The 16816-nt window shown below is 46.7% G+C and carries 10 protein-coding genes; 7 read left to right on the forward strand and 3 right to left on the reverse strand.

What is annotated here, in order from left to right; genetic code table 11:
- Nucleotides 1-68 precede the first annotated feature (68 nt).
- The 3 genes from CBX96_RS16510 to CBX96_RS16520 all read left to right on the forward strand — a co-directional run bounded on the left by CBX96_RS16510 (nt 69) and on the right by CBX96_RS16520 (nt 5593).
- Nucleotides 69-1142, forward strand: coding sequence for a methyltransferase (locus CBX96_RS16510; RefSeq protein ID WP_109287418.1), 1074 nt, complete (start codon nt 69-71; stop codon nt 1140-1142).
- Nucleotides 1143-1263: 121 nt separating this feature from the next.
- Nucleotides 1264-2262 (forward strand): TDT family transporter, encoded by a 999-nt coding sequence (locus CBX96_RS16515; protein ID WP_109287419.1) that lies wholly within the window; start codon nt 1264-1266, stop codon nt 2260-2262.
- 616 nt (nt 2263-2878) lie between these two features.
- A complete protein-coding gene (locus CBX96_RS16520; RefSeq protein WP_109287420.1) occupies nt 2879-5593 on the forward strand; it encodes a TonB-dependent siderophore receptor in 2715 nt (904 codons plus the stop codon).
- A gap of 168 nt (nt 5594-5761) precedes the next feature.
- Here CBX96_RS16520 and yfcC read toward each other — a convergent pair whose 3' ends face one another.
- Together yfcC and focA are read right to left on the reverse strand one after the other, a co-directional pair.
- Nucleotides 5762-7330, reverse strand: coding sequence for a putative basic amino acid antiporter YfcC (gene yfcC, locus CBX96_RS16525; protein ID WP_219930420.1), 1569 nt, complete (start codon nt 7328-7330; stop codon nt 5762-5764).
- A 253-nt stretch (nt 7331-7583) separates the two neighbouring features.
- Entirely contained in the window at nt 7584-8558 is a 975-nt protein-coding gene (gene focA, locus CBX96_RS16530) for a formate transporter FocA (protein ID WP_109287421.1), read from the reverse strand.
- 1017 nt (nt 8559-9575) lie between these two features.
- On the opposite strand from focA, the gene pflB reads away from it, so the two are divergent.
- The gene (pflB, locus tag CBX96_RS16535) at nt 9576-11858 is read left to right on the forward strand and encodes a formate C-acetyltransferase (RefSeq protein WP_109287422.1); all 2283 of its coding nucleotides are present in this window, start codon (nt 9576-9578) and stop codon (nt 11856-11858) included.
- A gap of 63 nt (nt 11859-11921) precedes the next feature.
- Nucleotides 11922-12662, forward strand: coding sequence for a pyruvate formate lyase 1-activating protein (pflA, locus tag CBX96_RS16540; protein WP_109287423.1), 741 nt, complete (start codon nt 11922-11924; stop codon nt 12660-12662).
- 15 nt (nt 12663-12677) lie between these two features.
- Here pflA and yfbV read toward each other — a convergent pair whose 3' ends face one another.
- Nucleotides 12678-13121: a terminus macrodomain insulation protein YfbV gene (gene yfbV, locus CBX96_RS16545; protein ID WP_083757889.1), complete on the reverse strand. Its 444-nt coding sequence runs from the start codon at nt 13119-13121 to the stop codon at nt 12678-12680.
- A 141-nt stretch (nt 13122-13262) separates the two neighbouring features.
- On the opposite strand from yfbV, the gene ackA reads away from it, so the two are divergent.
- On the forward strand, nt 13263-14462 hold the full coding sequence (gene ackA / locus CBX96_RS16550) for an acetate kinase (protein WP_086903899.1): 1200 nt from the start codon (nt 13263-13265) through the stop codon (nt 14460-14462).
- A gap of 122 nt (nt 14463-14584) precedes the next feature.
- Nucleotides 14585-16738: a phosphate acetyltransferase gene (gene pta / locus CBX96_RS16555; RefSeq protein ID WP_109287424.1), complete on the forward strand. Its 2154-nt coding sequence runs from the start codon at nt 14585-14587 to the stop codon at nt 16736-16738.
- Nucleotides 16739-16816 lie beyond the last annotated feature (78 nt).

Below are 16816 nucleotides of genomic sequence, written 5' to 3' on the forward strand. Positions count from 1 at the left end.
TCGCTGCTCTGACTTTTGCCGTTAACTTCGCTATAAAGGCTGTATTTCTTTGTAAACTCAGTCAATTTATGTCCTTCTATCACACCCCGAAAGCCTTAAATGCCTTTGATGCCAAATTTGAGGCGCAAAAAATCGCCTTTGGCCCCATCAGTTTTCAGGTTGCCCATTGCCTGCTGAAATTTGAAGTATTAGCCACCATTGATCAAGCAGGCGAACAAGGGGTAAGCATTGCCCAACTCGCGCAAATCAGTGTGTTAAACGAGTATGCCCTTGGCGTCTTACTCGATATGGGATTGAGTATGGGACTGGTATGGCTCAATGGCGATGCCTATGTGCTCGATAAAACAGGCTATTTTTTACTGCACGATGATATGGCGGCCATTAACCTCAATTTTGTGCAGGACGTGTGTTATCAGGGACTGTTTCAACTCGATAAGGCACTAGTCGCGGGTAAACCCGCGGGCTTAGCGGTATTTGGCGATTGGCAGACGATTTACCCCGCCCTTAAGGATTTACCTGCTCAGGCAAAGGCCAGCTGGTTTGCCTTCGATCACTATTATTCTGATCACGCTTTTCCGCAGATTTTACCCTTAGTGTTTGCCCATTCGCCCAAGCATTTAGTCGATATTGGCGGAAATACGGGGAAATGGGCGCTAAGCTGCTGCGAGTTTGATCCAGAGGTTGAAGTCACCCTGATGGACTTCCCAGGCCAATTAGCCGTAGCCAAAGACAATGCTGCCAAGCATGGCTTTGCCGAGCGGATCCATACCTTTGCCACCGATTTGCTCGATGAATCACGCCCCTTTGTCGAAGGCGCCGATACCTATTGGATGAGCCAGTTCCTCGACTGCTTCTCTTTGGAGCAAATCCTCAGTATTTTGCAACGCACCGCTCAGGCGATGACGCCAAACAGTCAGTTGTTCATTGTCGAAACCTTCTGGGACAGACAACCCTCCGCCGCCTCAGCCTATTGCGTCAATGCGACTAGCTTGTATTTTACTGCAATGGCCAATGGCAATAGCCGTATGTACCACTCTAAGGACTTGATAACGTTACTACATCAAGCGGGCTTATATGTCGATGAAGACACTGACAACCTTGGTCTTGGGCATACTTTGCTGCGGTGTAAACGAAAACCTTAAGCATTAGAAAATTTGAATTTCTGAATAAAATTAATCAATTTTATTTATCAAACTCTCGACCATACACTGACATTAACAGATAGACACATCGAATTAATGTCAGTGTTGAGAGGTAACAAACATGACTTCAAAACGTAAACGCTGGACAGCACAGGCAGCAAAATTACCTAGCCCTATGGGCGGACTCGCCCTCGCGATTGCAAGCTTAGGTTGGACTTGGGAGAGTGTGGCGCCCTCACTCAATGGTTGGGGCCAACTGACAGGGGCAGCCATCGCCTCAGTCTTACTCATGCTGCTTGCGGCAAAATTTATACTGCATCCCTCTGTGCTGAAAAACGAACTCAGCCATCCGGTCGTCGGTAGTGTGATCCCGACATTCGCCATGGCCTTGATGGTAGTGTCGAACCTACTCGGCCATTATTTCCCCCATGCCGGCTTAACCCTCTGGCTAACCGCCATTGTTATCCATGTCATCTTTTTAGGCGCCTTTATTTACTACCGCGCTATCGACTTCCAACTCGAACATATGGTGCCCAGCTGGTTTGTGCCACCCATTGGCATCATAGTGGCGGCAGTATCCTTCCCAAGTAATGGAGCGCCTTGGTTAGTGAACTTGATCTTGGCCTTCGGCATGTTCGCATATTTAGTCATGTTGCCATTGATGCTCTATCGATTAATCTTCTGTCAGGCCGTGCCCGATGCCGCTAAACCAACGATTGCCATCCTCGCCGCGCCAGCCAGTTTATCCTTAGCGGGCTACTTAACTGTGTGCGAGCAACCTTCGATTGCCTTGGTCGCCGTATTGGCCAGTATTGCGGTATTGATGACTGCAGTGATTTATCTCGCTTTTTTTCATCTGCTCAAATTACCCTTTAGCCCTGGCTATGCTGCATTCACCTTTCCCATGGTGATCGGCGCGACGGCACTGTTTAAAACCGCTCATTGGCTCGCGCAATTTAGTCAAATGAACGAGCTCAGCCAATGGGTAAAATTACTTGCCGACTTCGAACTCGGTGTTGCAACCTTAGTCGTTTGTTATGTCGCTATACGGTATTTAATCCATTACTTACCCAACCCAATTGATTATATTTTTACCAACCAGCATGTTGAGTATAAATAATCAGTATAGATAACCGTATAACTAAATAGATTAATTAATAAACAAAAATAATTTAATAATATGGCATACAGAATATCGGGATTGAATTTATATTCAATCCCGATATTTATTTAACACTCCTTAAGAATCTAAAACGCACAAACCTTGCTTAAATTTCCATCAAAAATAAAAAGATGCCTTTTCAATTTAAAAACTTTCCCAGAGAGAAAATAAACAATACGCCAACCATTAAATTCAAAAACCATAAAATCAAACAGTACAATGGACTATAAAATATATATTTTTATTTTAAAATAAAACGCAACCATTCCAAGAAACAAATAAAAACCAATTAAGAAACCAATAAAATCCAAAGCAAAACAAATAAGCAACAAATCAAACAACTAAGAAACAAAACAACCCATTTAAAGACGAAAACATGCCAGAATAAACAATATGAAATCTTGTTAAATATTTTCATAATCAACTTTTTAACATTTAATCAAAAATAACGGCTGTTGCACTTGTTATTTTCTTGTGTTTATATCCTGAGCCTAATTAAATGGAACACTCTTTCATTACAAAAGAATCCATTTAATAAAAATAAAAATGAACAATAAGAGTAAGGGAGAATAAAATGCGTGCTAATGTAACATTAGCCAAAGCGATTCGCTTTGCGTTAATTGGTGGAGCAACCTCTGTAGCATTATCAACTTCAGTAGCAATTGCTGCAGAAGACGGTGCTAAAGTTGAACGAATTGAAGTAACAGGTTCACGTATTAAACGTACCGATATGGAAACTGCAACACCAGTGACCGTATTAAGTGCTGATGATATGGCTAAGCAAGGCTTTACTAACGTGCAAGATGCATTACAAAGCCTAACTTCAACCACTGGTGCAATGACTACTCAGTCAGTACATGGTTTTACTCCAGCAGCATCATCAATCAGTTTACGTAACGCAGGTGCCAGCAGAACATTAACTCTGATTAACGGTAAGCGTTTAAATCAATATCCTAAGCCAGCAGGCGGTACTGATAACTTCGTTGATACTGCAAACTTACCAATGGAAGCCGTTGCCAGAATCGAAGTGTTACAATCTGGCGGTTCAGCAATCTATGGTGCCGATGCTGTTGGTGGTGTAGTTAACATTATTTTAAAAAGAGACTTCGAAGGCGTTGCTTTAAAATATCGTCATGGTGACACCACTGAAGGTGGTGGACAAAGTGACCGTATCGCCTTATCTCTGGGTTCATCTTCTGAACGTGGTAACGTATCGACCTTTATCGAACTTACTGATACTGAACGCTTAGCAGCCACGGACCGTGCCGTTTTTGGTTTAGATACTGACAAAGTACCTTATAGTAAATATTCACAATACAGCTCTTATGGTGCTGGCATTACAGGCATAAAACCAGCTGGCGGGACGATACCAAAAGGCCAACGTGTACTAACGGCAAGTGAATGTGAAGCTGGCGGTTTCCTTTGGACAGGAAGCGCATGTGGCTATGACCGCTCTAAGTGGCGTGATCTGTCACCAGAAAGTACCCGCTTTATCAGTTCGACTAACTTTAACTATGAACTCACAGATAATTTAAGCTTTGTAGGACGTCTTGATTTTGCACAAGCGAAATCAACAACGCTTATTGAACCTATGGGTATCGATAACTACACAGTCAATGTTGCTGGAGACAAAATCACATTAGGTGTTGATTTAGATGATTCACTGACCAAGACATTCGACAAGAGCACAGGCCTCGGTGGTGATTTTAAAAATGCCGAAAATGGTAACTATAAATACATTCGTCGCTTACACGAGTTTGGTAACCGCGGTGGCGAAACCAATACACGCAACTACTTCTTCACTGCTGGTTTAGAGGGCGTGATTGCTGATGATTACTCATGGGATACCTCTATCAATTACGGCCGTACTAACGTTGATGTGTACAGCAGTGGTTTTGCGACCGTTGGTGGATTATTCAACTACTTAGCCGAAGGTACAAATGGCCGTTCTTTATTATCATCAATCAGTAAAGATGATGTGAAGAGCGTTGCGTACACGCCATTTGAAAAAGCCCAATCGACTCAGAAAAACGTTCAAGCCAACATTTCAGGTCCAGCATTTGAGTTACCAGCTGGTCCAGCTGATTTCGCTTTTGGTGCGGAATACACCATCCAAGATTACGCCTCAGAATCTGATTCTGAGTCTGTAAAAGGCAATATTTTAAGCCGTGGTGGCTCATCGGGTTCAGGTGAACGCTCTTATTGGGCAACATACATGGAATTAAAACTTCCAGTTGTTGACAATCTAGTTGTTGATGCTGCGCTTCGCTATGACAGATATGATGATTTCGGTGGTAACGTTTCACCTCAGTTAACTGTTGAATACCGCCCAATTGATGAACTGCTGGTACGTGGCTCTGTGAGTAAAGTGTTCCGCGCTCCAGATATGCACCGCGTTTATGGCGATGCAACTAAAGCTTACAGTAACATAATTGACTTTAAGCAATGCCAAGCCTTAGGTGGTACGCCATCTCAGCCAAACTCGGATCCAAATATTCATAAAATTTGTAACGAGCTGAACATTGACATCACCACTGGCGCTAACAAAGAGTTAGAAGCTGAAACAGGCTACACGGCCAATATCGGTGCCGTCTATGGTGGTGAGAGCCTAAATGCGTCTTTAGACATTTGGGAGTGGAAACTGGATGACATGGTGAGTGACATTTCTGCCAGTAAAGCCGCTCGTGAGTATGAAACGTACGAAAATATGATCACCCGTGATGCATTAGGTACTATTACTCACATTAATACCGTTGCTCAAAACCTTGCATATCAGAAAGTCCGTGGTCTTGACTTAACTGCAGGTTATGGCTGGGATGTTGGCGATTTTGGCGAACTGAAATTGAACTTCAACGGTACTTATATTTTACTGTCTGAAGGTCAGACCGATCCTACTGCAGCAATCGATGATGATATTGACGATGGTGGCTTACCACAATACAAGGCCAATATCATTCTAGGTTGGTACGTTAATGATTTTGAAACCACATTAGGTGCTTACCACACCGCTAGAATGCATGGTGTGGGCTATAAATCATTTAAGAAAGCTGCCTTGGACAAAGGTCAACCGTTTGATGAAAGTGCAAACGAAATTGCCTCGCAAACTAAGTGGAACTTAACATCGGCTTATAACATTACCGATTCAATTAAAGTCACGGGCGGCGTAATGAACTTGTTCAATGCTGGACCAAACTTTGACCCAACAGACACGGGTTGGCCACACTATAACCGCTCATCTTATGATGCACGTGGTCGTGAATGGTTTATTGAAGGTGAAGTGAAATTCTAATTTCCCTATAGGAAGATAGAAAACCACACAAAAACGGCATCCTCGGATGCCGTTTTTTTATCTCCTATTTAACCAATTAACTGAGTTAACCTTAGCGCCTATTTACCCGCAGCTTAAGGTGAACCCCAGCGCCCAGCGAAATCCGCGCACCTAGTTAAATCCCGGCACCTAGTTAAATCCAAGATAGTGCGCGCCAATCACCAGTACGCTTGAGACCAACATCAGCAGTAACATAAAACGCCATACAAATTTCAACCAGTTGCCCCAATCGACGCGGCATACGCCAAGGGTTGCCATTAAAGATGCTGAGGTGGGCACTATGATATTGGTGAGGCCATCGCCTAGTTGAAAGGCCAATACCGCCACTTGGCGGGTCACACCAACGATATCAGAGAGAGGAGCCATTAGTGGCATCGTCAGTGCGGCCTGCCCTGAACCTGAGGTCACGAAAAAGTTGAATACGGATTGAAACAACAACATAAACCACGCCGAAAGTGCATCCGGCAGATGGCCAATCACCCCGCCAGCGCTGTTCAGAATCGAATTAAGCACACTCGGTTCAGTCGGTGTACCGCCGCCAAGGAGCAGTAAAATCCCTGAGGCGCATCCCACTAAAAGGGCTGGCTCTAACATGGTTTTAGCGCCATCCTTAAAACTCTGCGCGACCTTGTTAAGCGTTAAGCCATTGAGCTTAAACACGCAGCCAATAACGCCGGCCACTATGCCCATGGTAAAAAACTGGCTGGCGATCTCGGGGATAAACCACGCTTTTGCCACAACGCCCCAAATCACCCACACCATAGTTAACACTAACAACAACAGCACCAACACATCCCCAAGATTAAAGCGGCTCTCGAGCTTTGTATTAGCATGGTGCTCACGGAAATAAGCATCGGACTGATAGCTATGGGAAAGAATGGGTTGCTGCTGAATGCGATGGGCGTAACGCATGGTAAAAACGATGCCAAGCAATGTGAACCCGAGCCACATAGGGAAGCGAAACTCACTGCCAGAAAGAACCGGGATCCCCGCAATGCCCTGGGCAATTGCCACACTGAAAGGATTCATCCAAGAACTGGCAAAACCTATTTGGGTCGCCACATAGGTCACCATCACAGTGGTGATGCCGTCGTACCCTAAACGGATCATAAGTGGGCAGATAATAATCGCGAAGGCAATGGCCTCTTCTCCCATGCCAAACACGGCGCCGCCGAGGGAAAACAGGGTAAATATCACCGGAATGAATAACTTTTCATTGCCACGGGTTTTATCGATTAACTTTAAGATGCCGTTATCTATGGTGCCTGTGGCCATCACCACCCCGAAGGAGCCGCCAATCACTAGCATAAACATGATCACGCCAATCGCGCTGCCCCATTTAGACCCCGAGGTTAGGCCCTCAAAGGCGAAGTTAAAAAAGCCAACCCCGCCCTCGCCTTTAAACAGTGCCACGGGTTGCAGCTTAGGTTCGCCCGCATCATCCAATTGATAGGCAAATGAATTAGGGTCGACTACTGTCCGCGCTTTATCGACGCCATCGGCCAGATAATGCACCTCTTGGGTTTGAAACGACCCAATCGGAATAAAGTAAGTCATTAATCCCGCAAGTAATGCCACAAAAAAGATGATCACTAAGGTATCGGGCATTTGAAAGGATGAGGGAGCGTGAGAAGCAGATGGTGCCATAGCAGTCTGAGCTGCTTCTGTTGGCTGAGTCGTCGAGGGTGGAGTCGTCATAGATGCGCCATTTTATGTCAAACGGAAAAGGCCGCACTATAAACTAAAGCGCTGTAAATCAGTACATAAAATATTCATTCACTTGCATGAATACGCAAAATGCTTACATCTATCACACCCAAGCAATCCGCATAAAAATGTCTGCAACGGCGAATACAGCAAAAAAAGCCCAGTAACACTGGGCATATTTTATAAGCCTAAGGCAAACAGTCACTCAAGGAACAATTATCACAAACCTAAGTAACTGACTCTCTTACTTACTTTCTTGGCTATTTTTCGCCTTTTCAGTATGCAGAGGCGATGCAAAAAAGTGTGCCTGATGGGATTTTTGCGGATCGGGTAAGGCAATTTGGCCTTGCTCAATCCACCAATAACCGAGGCCAACGATCACGCCGCCACCGACAATGTTCCCTAAGGTCACGGGAATTAAGTTATTGAATACAAAGTTTGCCACGGTTAAATCGGCAAATTGCTCTTGGGTTACACCTAAAGAAGCAAAAAACTCAGGGCTGGCGACCGACTGAATAGTGATCCCAAGCGGCACCATAAACAGGTTTGCAATACTGTGCTCAAAGCCACTGCTGACAAACATGGCTACAGGGAGGATCAGTAAAATTGCTTTGGTTAGGGATTCGCGGCTAGCGAAGGTCATCCAAATGCCCAGACACACCAACATGTTACATAAAATACCTAAGCTGAATGCCTGCACCCAAGTATGATGCAGCTTATGTTGCGACACTTTTAGCGCGTTTAAGCCCCAGTTACCGCCATCGAGCTCATATAAGCCCGCCGCCATGATCAAGCCAACCATTAACATGGCGCCGACGAAATTGCCTATATACACGCGGCTCCAGCATTTAAGCAATTCACTGGTGGTCACCTGTTTTTGCGCCCATGCAACGCTGCTCAGCACCGAACTGGTAAACAGCTCGCCACCACAAATCACCACCAAAATTAAGCCCAAGCTGAAGGCTATCCCGCCCACCAAGCGCACTAAGCCCCAGGCGCTATCACCAGCACCCGTAGTGACAGTCAGGTAAAACACAAAGGCTAAGGCTATAAAAGCGCCAGCAAATACTGCTAAACCAAAGGATTGCCAAGGCGCCTTAACCACTTTGCTTTTGCCGTAAATTTCGGCTTGGTGATAACAACTAAAGTGTGAAGAAACCTGTATTGGCTCATGGCCAGTCGAGGATGTTTGTGGAGCGTTAGCATGTGAGTCTTTCATAACTGTACTCCCAAAACCGATAAACAAACGCGAACTTGCAACATAGGTCTCTCCTACAGCGCCCAAGCGCAGATCAAACCAATCAAAATTTACATTAAGACTTGCTTAAATGATGACTCACTAAAGTCACGCTTTGTAACATACAAATCGCATTGGCCGTGAAGCAGAGTTTGCCAAAGCGTGATGCTATTCACAGGTAAAATGTAAAATTTTTGAAGCCATAAACACAAAAGGTTAATTGGTCATACCAATTTTAATCACTTTTCACCTTTTTGCCATGGCGCTTTTAAAGCGCATTTTTAGCTAAGATGAAGCAGATTTAACCTTATAGAGGCCGAGTTTCCATAATCTAGATGACGACTTGGTGACAAGCTCTTGTTCGAACTGCATTCATTTAAGTAAAAACAATCATGTTTTCCATCCCCTCAAATGAAACGATTTCATGTCGGCTTATTTCTATCAAATGCCCTACTACCGCCCAGCATTCCGTATAAACAAGCCTTTTGCGATGGCGGTTTTATCAGGCCAAAGGCTGCCTAAATCGTAAACAATCAAAATCAATCGATACGGTGATAGCTTTCATCGGTTAAAAGCGCGACAGTCAATCAAATAAGCGATGACATTGGCCCATAATCGGCCAGCAAAAGCGTGCTTTAAACCTTATTGTGCTAAAAAAATGCTACCTTGCTAGCAAATTTGCGATTAACCGGGCACAAACTCGCCCGTTTAAGATGCGAGAGTATAAGAGCTATGTTAATATGCTCGTGGATAATTGGTCTTACCAATTTATAAAAGAGTTATCGATAACCGATAATCCAAGTTAAACGAATATTTGTCATCTTATCGGGTATCAATAGACAGACACTTGGCGCGATAAACATCCCCAAGTTCCAGTTCCCATCATAGGGCGTCATCTTGAAGGGAGCTTTAATCAGGAAATAGCGATTGGCCTATACTCAACATGGTTTGCCCCATGAGCGCCAATGACCTTTATCTCAACCAAAAGGTATTAGTACGATGACCGACAAAACTGAACTGTTTGCCAACGCATGGGAAGGTTTTACCCCTGGCGATTGGAAATCTGAAGTCAATGTACGTGACTTTATTCAACAAAACTATGCTCCCTATGAAGGTGACGAGTCATTCCTAGCCGGTGCCACCGAAGCCACAACCAAGTTGTGGGACAAAGTGATGGAAGGCATCAAGCAAGAAAACCGTACCCACGCGCCAGTTGATTTCGATACTAAGATGGTCTCTACCATCACTTCCCATGACGCGGGTTATATCAATAAAGATTTAGAAACTATCGTTGGTTTACAAACCGATGCGCCGCTCAAGCGCGCTATGTTACCTAACGGTGGTATTCGCATGGTTGAAGGCTCATGTGCCGCTTACGACCGCGAACTCGACGCCGATGTAAAATACATCTACTCAGAACTGCGTAAAACCCACAACCAAGGCGTATTCGACGTCTACACTCCAGAAATCATGGCGTGCCGTAAATCCGGCGTATTAACCGGTTTACCCGATGCCTATGGTCGTGGCCGTATTATCGGTGACTATCGCCGCGTAGCACTGTACGGTATCGACTTCTTAATGAAAGATAAATTTGCCCAGTTCAGCTCACTGCAAGCGCAGTTCGAAGCGGGCGAAGATTTATCTAACGTTATCCAACTGCGTGAAGAAATTGCTGAGCAGCACCGCGCTCTTGGTCAAATGAAACAAATGGCCGCGAAATACGGTTTCGATATTTCTCGCCCAGCGACAAACGCTCAAGAAGCGATCCAATGGACTTACTTCGGTTATTTAGCCGCTGTGAAGAGCCAAAACGGCGCGGCAATGTCTTTAGGCCGTACCTCATCTTTCCTCGATATCTACATCGAGCGCGATCTGAAAAACGGCATCATCACTGAGCAACAAGCTCAAGAAATGATTGACCATTTCGTGATGAAACTGCGTATGGTGCGTTTCCTACGTACTCCAGAATACGATGAGCTGTTCTCAGGCGACCCAATTTGGGCAACTGAATCTATCGGCGGTATGGGCTTAGATGGCCGTACACTGGTAACCAAATCCAGCTTCCGTTTCTTAAACACCTTATACACTATGGGCCCAAGCCCAGAGCCAAACATCACTGTGCTCTGGTCTGACAAACTGCCTGTAGGCTTTAAAAAGTACTGTGCGAAAGTGTCTATCGACACCAGCTCTATCCAGTACGAAAACGATGACTTAATGCGTCCTGACTTCCAATCTGACGATTACGCTATCGCTTGCTGCGTGAGCCCAATGGTTGTGGGTAAACACATGCAGTTCTTCGGCGCCCGTGCAAACTTGGCCAAAACCATGTTGTATGCGATCAACGGCGGCGTTGACGAAAAACTGAAAATCCAAATCGCGCCAAAAGCCGACCCCATCACCGACGAAGTATTGAACTTCGATGACGTGATGAATCGCTTAGACGGCCTGATGGATTGGTTAGCAACCCAATATGTCACAGCACTCAACGCTATTCACTACATGCACGACAAGTACTCCTACGAAGCTGCGCTGATGGCGCTGCACGACAGAGACGTACGTCGCACCATGGCTTGTGGTATCGCAGGGCTTTCTATCGCAGCCGACTCACTGTCAGCTATCAAGTACGCTCAAGTTAAACCTGTACGTGATGAAAACGGCATTGCCGTCGACTTTGAGATCAGCGGTGATTATCCAAAATTTGGTAACAACGACCCACGCGTCGACGATATCGCCTGTGACCTAGTTGAACGTTTTATGTCGAAGATCCGCGACCGTAAAATGTACCGCAACGCTATCCCAACTCAGTCAATTCTGACCATTACCTCTAACGTGGTTTATGGTAAGAAAACCGGTAACACGCCAGACGGTCGCCGTTCAGGTGCGCCATTTGCACCGGGTGCAAACCCAATGCACGGCCGTGATCAGAAAGGTGCGATTGCCTCTTTAACCTCAGTGGCGAAACTGCCTTTTGCCCACGCTCAGGACGGTATCTCTTACACCTTCTCTATCGTACCTAATGCTCTAGGTAAAGATGAAGATGGTCGCCGTACTAACCTGGCGGCGTTGATGGACGGATATTTCGCCCACAACGAAGGACACGAAGGCGGTCAACACTTGAACGTTAACGTGATGAACCGTGAAATGCTTGAGGATGCGGTCATTAACCCTGACAAGTATCCGCAACTGACCATCCGGGTATCGGGTTACGCAGTACGCTTTAACTCTTTGACCCCAGAGCAGCAGCAAGACGTGATCACACGTACTTTCACAAAAGGTCTGTAAGCTAAATTAGGTAAGGCTGTAGTACAATGTGCTACAGCCTCACTTATTTCAACAGGAGTCACAATGGCAGTTACCGGTCGGATCCACTCAGTGGAATCCTTTGGCACAGTGGATGGTCCAGGCATACGGTTTATCACCTTTATGCAGGGCTGTTTAATGCGCTGTCAGTATTGTCATAACCGTGATACTTGGGATCTTGATGGTGGCAAAGAAGTACAGGTCGACGAGTTAATGAGCCAAATCATTAGCTACCGCCCCTTCCTCGATGCCAGCAACGGCGGTGTGACCGCCAGCGGTGGCGAAGCCATATTACAGGCGGAGTTTGTCGCCGAACTTTTTAAAGCCTGTAAAAAAGAAGGCATTCATACCTGTTTAGATACCAACGGCTTTGTGCGTAAGTACACGCCAGTGATTGATGAGCTTCTCGATCATACCGATCTGGTGTTGCTTGATATCAAACAAATGAATGACGATAAACACATTGAACTGACAAAGGTCAGTAACCACAGAACGCTGCAATTTGCCGAGTATCTCGCCAAACGCAATCAGCCTACCTGGATACGTTATGTGGTCGTGGGTGGATTTACCGACGATGAAGCCTCGGCATTGCAACTGGCCGAATTTATCAAGCCCATGAAGAATATTGAAAAAGTTGAACTCCTGCCCTACCACGAGCTGGGTAAACACAAGTGGGAAGCGATGGGAGAAACCTATCAACTCGATGGTATTGCACCACCGAGTCGCGACACCATGGAAAAAATTAAAGCCGTGTTTAGCTCACAGGGGATTAACGCGGTCTATTAAGACGCCAAGGGAGGCTTAAAGCTCCTCCCAATAACTGGCATCTAAGCGCTCAAAGGCTATTTTTAAGATGAGCGCCATATCAAGGTAACACGCCTTAGCGCCCAAGGATTGGCAATGAATGCCCATGGCAGACAATTTCGCACTCAACTGATTACTCCAGTCGAACAGCGATAAAGGTAATGGATGGCGCGCACGCCAGCCTAACCACAATAAGCCCTGCAACGGCAGGCTAATAAAGAACAACGCGATAGTGAGGGCTTGGGGTAAAAACGCCCAACCATAGGTATAAATCTGACTCACACTCGCCAAAATCGCCAGCACTGGCATCACCAGAATGGCAAGCTGAGTGGCGCGTACCACCCGATACTCAGGAAAATACAAACCTAGTTGTCTAACCATAGGCCAAGTCTTCATATAGCGACGACCATCACCTAAGGTTTTGAGAATATTGATACTCAATTTTAGACACCTACAACAGAGGAACACTGCTTTTACCATAGCACAATCTGGCACTGCGCCCCAAGACTGCGATGGCAAATTACGCAAGCGTTCCCAAGATTTTGAATCGTTAATTTAAACACAATGGCAAAAGGTTTACACATGTCTAATAAACTGGTTTTAGTACTCAATTGCGGTAGCTCTTCACTCAAATTTGCCGTCATTGACGCGCAAACAGGTGACGATCAGATCTCTGGCCTAGCCGAGTGTTTTGGCTTAGAAGACTCGCGCATTAAATGGAAAATCAACGGTGAAAAGCATGAGTCCTCTTTAGGTGCATTTACCGCTCACCGCGAAGCCGTTGAATTTATCGTCAATAAAATCCTTGCTGGTCAACCTGAATTAGCCGCACAGATCCAAGCCGTGGGTCACCGTATCGTACACGGCGGTGAGAAGTTCACTCGCTCTGTGATCATCGACGAGCATGTCATCAAAGGTATTGAAGAATGTTCTTCACTGGCGCCACTGCATAACCCAGCACACCTTATCGGTATTCGCGCGGCCATTGCGTCTTTCCCTAAACTGCCACAAGTGGCGGTGTTCGATACAGCATTCCACCAAAGCATGCCTGAGCGCGCGTACATCTACGCCCTGCCATACAAGCTGTACCGTGAGCACGGTATTCGCCGCTATGGTATGCACGGCACTAGCCACCTGTTTGTTAGCCGTGAAGCCGCTAAAGTGTTGAACAAACCTTTAGAAGAAACCAATGTGATCTGCGCACACTTAGGTAACGGTGCCTCTGTGACGGCGGTTAAAGGCGGTAAGAGCGTTGATACCTCAATGGGACTGACGCCGCTTGAAGGTTTAGTCATGGGCACACGCTGTGGCGATCTCGACCCATCTATCATCTACCACTTAGTGCACCAACTGGGTTACACACTGGAAGAAGTCAACAACCTGATGAACAAGCAAAGTGGTTTGCTCGGGATTTCTGAACTGACTAACGATTGCCGTGGCATCGAAGAAGGTTATGCCGATGGTCACAAAGGCGCGACCTTAGCACTGGAAATCTTCTGCTACCGTTTGGCGAAATATATCGCGTCTTACACTGTACCGCTCGGTCGTTTAGATGCCGTGGTCTTTACCGGTGGTATCGGCGAAAACTCCGACATCATCCGCGAGAAAGTGCTCAACATGCTGCAAATCTTCAATTTCCATGTGGATGGTGAGCGTAACAAAGCGGCCCGCTTCGGTAAAAAAGGCATCATCACCACTGACAACAGTACTGTTGCTATGGTCATTCCCACCAACGAAGAGTGGGTTATCGCCGAAGATTCGATTAAACTCATTACAAAATAATAAGATGATTCAAGCCGTTTGCTCTGCCAAACGGCTTTATTATTAGCGACCTACAGCTAAATAAACACAAGCAAAGCAGAGACGACTCACTCTGCCAAAAACCATCGAACTTAGAGGTTTTTATGTCTCGAAATATCATGTTAATCCCCATAGGCACAGGAGTTGGCCTGACCTCCTTAAGCCTAGGTATGGTGCGCGCGTTAGAGCGCCACGGGGTAAAAGTCCAATTCTTTAAACCCATTTCCCAGCTGCGTCCTAATGATAATGGCCCAGAGCGCTCGACCACGATTTTAAGCAAATCGCCCACGGTCAATCCGTTAGAGCCTTTCGACATGGCCCATGCCGAAGCACTGATCCGCGCCGATCAAACCGATGTGCTAATGGAGCAAATCATTGCCCGCGCCGCAGAATGCGCCAGCAATACCGAAACCCTGATTGTTGAAGGCTTAGTGCCAACCCGTAACCATCCCTTTGCCGACGATGTGAACTACGCCATCGCCAAGGCAATGGATGCGGACGTGATTTTCATTGCCACCCCCGGCAGCGACACGCCAACTGGCCTGATGAACCGCCTCGAAATTGCCTACAACTCGTGGGGCGGCAAAAACAACAAACGTCTGATTGGTGCCGTGATCAACAAGATTGGCGCACCGGTAGACGATGAAGGTCGCGCTCGCCCAGACTTATCGGAAGTATTCGATCATCAAGGCGTACAACGCTCAGATGCGTCCATCATGTTCCAACTGCCGGGTAAGAGCCCACTGCGCATTTTAGGTAGCGTGCCTTACAACCTCGATTTGGTTGCGCCACGCGCATCGGATCTGGCGAAGCATTTACGTGCCCGCATTCTCAATGCCGGCGAGATGAACACCCGCCGTCTGCGTAAAGTCACCTTCTGCGCCCGCAGCTTGCCCAATATGGTCAACCACATTAAGACAGACTCACTGCTGGTGACCTCTGGCGATCGCTCCGATGTGATTGTGTCAGCGTGCCTCGCCGCCATGAACGGCGTGAAGATTGGTGCCCTGCTGCTCACTGGTAGCTACGAGCCAGAGCCTGAAATTTTAAAACTGTGCGAACAGGCCTTCGAGACAGGTTTACCAGTATTCCTGATCGATACCAACACTTGGCAGACGTCACTAAACATCCAACGCTTCGACCACGAAGTGCCAGTGGATGATGCGGTACGTATCGATTTAGTCCAAGAATACGTCGCCAGCCATATCGATCAGAGCTGGATTGAAAGCGTGACCAAAAACTCTCCAAGGGAACATCGCTTATCACCTCCCGCGTTCCGTTATAAGCTCACCGAACTTGCGCGCGCCGCCCACAAAACTGTGGTACTGCCTGAGGGTGATGAGCCACGTACCATCAAGGCCGCAGCGATTTGTGCCGAACGGGGTATCGCGCGTTGCGTGCTGTTAGGTAAAAAAGATGAAATTCAACGTATTGCAGCACAGCAAGACGTTGTTCTGGGTGAAGGCGTTGTGATTGTCGACCCCGATGAAGTTCGCGATCGCTATGTTGAGCCAATGCTCGATCTGCGTCGCAACAAAGGGTTGACTGAAGTCGTTGCCAAAGAACAGTTAGAAGACAACATGGTGCTCGGCACTATGATGCTGGCGCAAAACGAAGTCGATGGCATCGTCTCTGGCGCGGTAAACACTACGGCCAATACGATTCGTCCGCCGCTGCAACTGATCAAAACGGCACCGGGTTCTAGCCTTGTCTCTTCAATCTTCTTTATGTTGATGCCAGACCAAGTGCTGGTTTACGGTGATTGTGCGATTAACCCCGATCCTAACGCTGAACAACTGGCCGATATCGCGATTCAATCGGCGGAATCTGCCAAGGCCTTCGGCATCGAACCAAGAGTAGCGATGATCAGCTACTCAACCGGTAACTCAGGTACTGGTTCAGATGTGGATAAAGTGCGTGAAGCAACCCGTATCGCGAAAGAAAAACGTCCTGATCTGGTGATCGACGGTCCACTGCAATACGATGCGGCCGTCATGCCAAACGTGGCTCGCTCTAAGGCGCCTAACAGCCCTGTTGCAGGCCAAGCGACGGTATTCGTGTTCCCTGATCTCAACACGGGCAACACCACTTACAAAGCTGTACAGCGTAGTGCTGACCTCATCAGTATCGGCCCCATGCTCCAAGGCATGCGTAAGCCTGTGAACGACTTATCCCGCGGCGCCTTAGTGGACGATATTGTCTACACTATCGCACTGACGGCGATTCAAGCGTCACAAAACGATGCCAGCAAAGCCTAATATACTTAGCTAAAGCATCATCAAAAAAGCACTGAACTCCTCAGTGCTTTTTTATTTCCGAAAGAAAAAGCTCACAAA

The organism is Shewanella sp. BC20 (genome assembly GCF_003129585.1).
GTDB lineage: Bacteria > Pseudomonadota > Gammaproteobacteria > Enterobacterales > Shewanellaceae > Shewanella > Shewanella seohaensis.